Source organism: Herbaspirillum sp. CF444 (assembly GCF_000282135.1).
GTDB lineage: Bacteria > Pseudomonadota > Gammaproteobacteria > Burkholderiales > Burkholderiaceae_D > Herbaspirillum.
In genome coordinates this window covers 1-5,300 of the sequence record NZ_AKJW01000040.1, presented here as the reverse complement: position 1 = coordinate 5,300, position 5,300 = coordinate 1, and the positions used below count along the sequence as shown (strand labels likewise).

The following is a 5,300-nucleotide window of genomic DNA, read 5'->3' as shown; positions in this document are numbered from 1 at the left end:
CGGCACCAGCCGCTGGAAACGCGTGGCGCGCGCGAAGCGGCAATACATCGGCTACGGCGAAGCGCTGCAAGGTGGTCCGCATCGCGCCTGGCTGGCGCAGTGCGCCGACGACGCGCCCTACGTATTGGCCGCCAGCGACTTCGCCATCCTGCACCAGGCCTGCCGCTCCGGCTTGGGCCTGACCATCCTGCCGCATTTCATCGCCCGCAACGACACGGCGCTGCTCGAATTCGACAGCGGCCTGGATGCCATGCAACGCGACATCTGGCTCACCGTTCACCCCGACCTGCGCCGCTCGCCGCGCGTGCAACGCATCGCCGACTTGCTGGCGCAGATCATCCAGGAACAGGCGGCGTTGCTGAGTTAAGTCATCGAACCCAGGCCTGCCGAAAATCACGGTTCAGGATATGCTTTAGGACCTGTTAACAATTCCCGCCCCTCATCGTCGCCATGATCAAGATCCTCGGAAAAGCCGCCTCCATCAACGTCCGCAAAGTCCTCTGGTGCTGCGACGAACTGAACCTGCCTTTCCGGCGCGAAGACTGGGGCAGCGGACTCCAGCCGACACAGGTCCCGGAATTCCTCGCCCTCAATCCCAATGCCCTGGTGCCGGTGATCGACGATGACGGCTTCATCCTGTGGGAGTCGAACAGCATCATCCGTTACCTCGCCAACCGCTACGGCAACGACGGCTTTTATCCGCGCCATCCGCAGGCGCGCGCCCGCACGGATCAATGGATGGACTGGCAGGCGACCAACCTGAACAATGCCTGGAGCTATGCGTTCCTGTCGCTGGTGCGCAACTCGCCGGCGCATCAGGATCCACAGCAACTGGCCGCCTCCGTCGCCGGCTGGAACAAACACGTCGGCATTCTTGAGCAACAGCTGCAGGCAACCGGCGCCTATGTTGCCGGCGATCGTTTCACGCTGGCCGATATTCCCGTCGGCTTGTCGGTCAATCGCTGGTTCGCCACGCCGCTGGAACGTCCCGACTATCCGGCCGTATCGGCATATTTCCAGAGACTCAGGGATCATCCTGGTTTTATCCGGCACGGTGACAACGGCACTCCCTGACCCGACAACGTCAAGCTCATCGACATCTCCGACCGACGACCATGGACAACTCCGGCAACCGCCTCGTGGAAATCTTCTTTTACGGCCTGCACATGGATGCCGCATCGCTGCGGCAGAAAGGCATCGTCATCCGCCAGCCGCGCCTGGCCACCATCCTGCATCACAAGGTCGTCGTGCGCGAGAAGGCCATGCTGCTGCGCGAGAAAGACGCCCTAGCCTACGGCATGCTGTATCAACTGACGCATGCAGAAATCGACATGCTCTACCAACACCAGACCGGCTATCGTGCCGAAGCTTTTCTCGCCAACGACGGCGAGCACGAAGTCTGCGCCGTCAGCATGGTGCATATCGAGCCGCCGATCGATTCGCCGGTCGATTACGATTACGTCTCCCGGCTGCGCACCGTGCTGGAGCAGCTGGGTTTTCCGGTCGATCACCTGCCTGCGCCGATAGCCTGAAATCGCCGCATTCCCGTCGCTGCTCGGCGGTATGCCCGGGCGCATTCAAAGGATCAAAGAGCTGTCCGAGAAGACAAGCCGATGCTGCTCATGGCGTCACCGAACACGCTGGGTGCGGGATTTTCCGGCTGCTGGCGATCCGCTATCATTGGATGCGATAGCGGTTCAACGACAAGGGCGTGCAAGGTTTTTGAGTACTCAGTAAGCGTTGATTCGTCTGCGACGAATCCAAGCGATTGCCTCAAAAACTCTGATGCACGAAACGCTTATTCGATGATGATCGGCTCGATCGATGGAAGCCTGACCGTTTCCGTTGTGGACTGCACACGACTTTCCTCCTGATCAGCTGGCGCCGCATCTTTCTCCGCATTCATATCATCATTTTTCTGACTGCTCTGACGCCTCTTGCGTTCGGCCGCCATCAACTTATCGGGCAGTGGATTCCAGACAATGCTGGTGTTGACCGCATACATCTGGCAAACGACATTGCGCCATTTCGCACAACGCTGCATCGCACGCGTGGCGGGATCTGAGATCCCCGGAATATCGGTCACGTTCTGCCCCCATGTTGATATCCACCCCCCGTTGCTGGAAATGACAAAGGCACGCGGCAATCGTTGCTTGAGCCACGTCTCGTAACCGGCGCGTCCTTTCTCGCCTACCGCCGGCAGCGACATGGCATCGTTCAGCGGCGCATAGGTGCTACGGCGGAAACTGCTGCGGGGATCGTTCAGTCGCTGCGCCACGCCGGGCAGCGCAGCGACGTCCGCCTGCCCGATCTCGGCCGGACGATGGTGCAATGCCGTCTGCTCGAAGTGCAACTTGTCTTCCGGATCCGGCGTGAAATCGAATTGATAGTAACTACGCTCGCCGACCCTCACCTGAATCGTGCGGCCGCGATTGAAACCCCACGGCCCCGGACTCACGGTGATGTCATGTTTGCCAGGCTCCAGATGCAAGACAACATACGTACCGTTCATCAGTGCCGGTCCGGCATGGCCGTCGACCGACGTATAAAAAGGCTGCGCCCTGGCAACGTCGGACTTGTTGCGATAGAGGTAGACGTCACCCTTGCCCTGCTCCACGGGCTTCAAGGGTGCGCCGGCCCTCGGAGCATGAGAGCATCCGGAGATCAGCACAACGGCGGCAATGAAAAGGAAAGCAGGGACGCGAGCCAGTCGTGAGCCGGCTATTTTTGTCTGATGTGACATCTGGTGTTTTTCTTATCAAATGGTGGGAACCCCCGCGGCGATTTTCACCGATGTCAATTTGCAGGTCAAGCCGCAATAGTGCATTCTCCGGCGTATGTACGAAATGTCTCCAGAGCTTGTATCCATGCGCCTTACGCGCATTACCCTGTCAGCACCTTGACAGCATCGGACGCTACAGCCGGCAGGCCACTTCTGATGCAAGCATCTCCCGGCCGGATTGATCGCTGCAGGCTATTTTTTCGTTTCGCAATCGACGTTGCCGTAGCTCTTGAAGCAGATATTGCGCGCGCAGGCGCGAATGACGTTGTTGCGGGTATCTGCATTGACGTCGACCGTCACCTCATAAGGATATTGCTCATATCTGGTTTCGGTGATGTCCTCGCAGATCGTCTCAACCTGATTGCCCCTGGGCTTGGACACACACTTCGTCTTCCCGGTCGGCACTTCGACCGGCCTTGTGCGCATTTCTATCTTTCGCTGATTGATCACCGGATATTGCCGGTAAGCTTGTGGCGCACACTGGCTTTCGGCCGCCTTGTACTCTTGCGTCGCGCACCCGGACAAGGCGATGAGGGACAACAGAACCGTCAGATATGTTTTCATTTTTGTTTGAACTGAAATGGGAAACGACATGCGTTTTCCGGCAACCACCCCGCGCCAGGCCCCTCCCGGACACAGCCGAAAAACAGGATCGTGCATTGTACCAACGCCACACAGGCTTGACAGCTTCCAGGCGCTGCATGCAAGTTACAAACGACACGCCATTGCATTTTGGCAATACTTATCGCCGGCCTTGGCCGACAGCGACATGGTCAGACTGGAACATGCACATGCGCACCGCATCGCGATACTCGCCGTTGACGAAAAACTCGCTCTTCAATTCGCACTCTTTGACGAAGCCGCATTTCTCGTAAATGTGTATCGCCTTCACATTTTCCGCGTCGACATAGAGATACAGCTTGTAGAGATTGAGCACGTGAAAGGCATACTCGATCGCCAGCAGCGTCGCCGATGACGCATAGCCCTTGCCCTGCGCATGCGGCGCCACGATGATCTGGAATTCGGCGCGCCGATGGATGTGGTTGATCTCCACCAGTTCGACCAACCCCACCATCTCGGCGGCGTCGCTCTCCAGAATGAACCGCCGCTCGGTCTGATCATGCACATGGCGGTCGTAGATCTGGACCAGCTCGACATAGGCTTCGTACGGTTCTTCGAACCAGTAGCGCATGATGTGGCTGTTGTTGTCGAGCTTGTGGACGAAGCGCAGGTCTTCGCGTTCGAGGGGACGGAGCTTTACGCCGAAGTTGCTAAGGGTGGTCATGTTTTCCTTTTGATTTCCAAGATTGGCAGCAGCAGTTGCATGGTTGGCATGCTGTCAGACTGCGAGATGGCGGTCTGGTTTCCTTTCCTTTCCATCGGTTCAGCGACGCATTGCCATCGTGAAAGATGAAATAAATCGCAGCTCCTTTTCATGCATTGAAATCTTCTCTCTTGCTGCCACTGCACCGGCCCCGGCAGAATGGGCATTTCCCTTCCCCTTCGTTACGGAGCCAGGTACATGACACGCCACATCGATACCCGGAGCATTGCTTCGCAATTGGAAAACGCACAAGACAAGGTGCGCCAGATTGCGCCCGTCACTTCACAGGAACCGGCGTTCGACATTGCCGCCGCCTACGAAGTTGCCGACCTGATACACCGCGCGCGACTGGCGCAAGGCGCGGTCGCCGCCGGACGCAAGATCGGATTCACCAACGCCGCCATGTGGACCAGGTATGGCGTGGAAGAACCGGTATGGGGCCACATGTACGACAGTACCGTCGTCTACCTGACCGATTCACAAGCCGATGCGCAAGGCACATGCAGCCTGGCCCGTTTCGCCGAACCGAAAATCGAACCTGAAATCGCCCTGCATTTTCACAAGGCGCCGCGCGAGGATGCCGACATCGCTCAGCTTGTCGACTGCATCGACTGGATCGCTCCTGCCTTTGAGATCGTGCAGTCGCACTACCCAGGCTGGCAATTCAAAGCCGCAGACACCGTCGCCGACGGCGGCCTGCACGGCATGCTGTTTGTCGGGAAACGCGCCTCGTTTGACGCATTGGGCGACAAGGTATCGGAACAGCTGGCGTCGTGTTCCGTGGCGCTGCTCTGCAACGGCGCCGTGCGCGAAACCGGCAAGGGTTCGAACGCGCTCGGCAGTCCTCTAACCGCGATGGTTCACCTGATCGCCGTGCTCGCAAAGCAAGCTATCCGACGTCCGATTCAGGCCGGCGAAGTCGTGACGACAGGCACGCTCACCGCGGCGTTCGCGGTGAGCGCAGGGGAGGTGTGGAACATGCAGCTGGAGGGGATTGCCCTGCAAGGGATGACATTGGCATTTTCCGACTAAATGCACGCCTGAGCACGACGGCGGTTACAAGGCGTTGTTGAAACGTCGTCCAATGCGCCTCGACGGCCAGCATGCTGCCATTTCGGGATTGTGAAGGAATGGCGTCATTTTGATGACATGCGGGGAATTGGGAGTGCACGAGATAAAAAAATACAACAGATG

The 5,300-nt window shown here is 58.4% G+C and carries 7 protein-coding genes; 4 read left to right on the top strand and 3 right to left on the bottom strand.

The genetic code is table 11. The features are described 5' to 3' along the window. The 3 genes from PMI16_RS09190 to PMI16_RS09180 all read left to right on the top strand — a co-directional run. Positions 1–367: LysR substrate-binding domain-containing protein (locus tag PMI16_RS09190; protein WP_007878767.1), on the top strand; the 367-nt coding region annotated here is incomplete at its 5' end. An 83-nt stretch (positions 368–450) separates the two neighbouring features. Next, a complete protein-coding gene (locus PMI16_RS09185) occupies positions 451–1,074 on the top strand; it encodes a glutathione S-transferase family protein (protein ID WP_007878765.1) in 624 nt (207 codons plus the stop codon). A gap of 41 nt (positions 1,075–1,115) precedes the next feature. Beyond that, positions 1,116–1,532, top strand: a complete 417-nt coding sequence (locus tag PMI16_RS09180) for a hypothetical protein (RefSeq protein WP_007878762.1) — start codon at positions 1,116–1,118, stop codon at positions 1,530–1,532. 266 nt (positions 1,533–1,798) lie between these two features. On the opposite strand, the gene PMI16_RS09175 is transcribed toward PMI16_RS09180, so the two are convergent. From PMI16_RS09175 to speG, 3 genes are all read right to left on the bottom strand, one after another. Then, entirely contained in the window at positions 1,799–2,626 is an 828-nt protein-coding gene (locus tag PMI16_RS09175; protein WP_007878761.1) for a DUF2846 domain-containing protein, read from the bottom strand. 348 nt (positions 2,627–2,974) lie between these two features. Then, a complete protein-coding gene (locus PMI16_RS09170) occupies positions 2,975–3,376 on the bottom strand; it encodes a hypothetical protein (RefSeq protein WP_237719830.1) in 402 nt (133 codons plus the stop codon). Positions 3,377–3,524: 148 nt separating this feature from the next. Further along, the gene (gene speG, locus PMI16_RS09165) at positions 3,525–4,067 is read right to left on the bottom strand and encodes a spermidine N1-acetyltransferase (protein WP_007878754.1); all 543 of its coding nucleotides are present in this window, start codon (positions 4,065–4,067) and stop codon (positions 3,525–3,527) included. A gap of 237 nt (positions 4,068–4,304) precedes the next feature. Here speG and PMI16_RS09160 point away from each other — a divergent pair, with 237 nt between their 5' ends. Next, positions 4,305–5,138: a 2-keto-4-pentenoate hydratase gene (locus PMI16_RS09160; protein ID WP_007878752.1), complete on the top strand. Its 834-nt coding sequence runs from the start codon at positions 4,305–4,307 to the stop codon at positions 5,136–5,138. The last annotated feature ends 162 nt before the right edge of the window (positions 5,139–5,300 follow it).

Excerpts from the sequence above, each read along its gene's own strand:
- PMI16_RS09160 (WP_007878752.1), top strand. The coding sequence starts at position 4,305 with ATGACACGCCACATCGATACCCGGAGCATTGCTTCGCAATTGGAAAAC.
- PMI16_RS09185 (WP_007878765.1), top strand. The coding sequence starts at position 451 with ATGATCAAGATCCTCGGAAAAGCCGCCTCCATCAACGTCCGCAAAGTC.
- PMI16_RS09170 (WP_237719830.1), bottom strand. The coding sequence starts at position 3,376 with ATGTCGTTTCCCATTTCAGTTCAAACAAAAATGAAAACATATCTGACG.
- PMI16_RS09180 (WP_007878762.1), top strand. The coding sequence starts at position 1,116 with ATGGACAACTCCGGCAACCGCCTCGTGGAAATCTTCTTTTACGGCCTG.
- speG (WP_007878754.1), bottom strand. The coding sequence starts at position 4,067 with ATGACCACCCTTAGCAACTTCGGCGTAAAGCTCCGTCCCCTCGAACGC.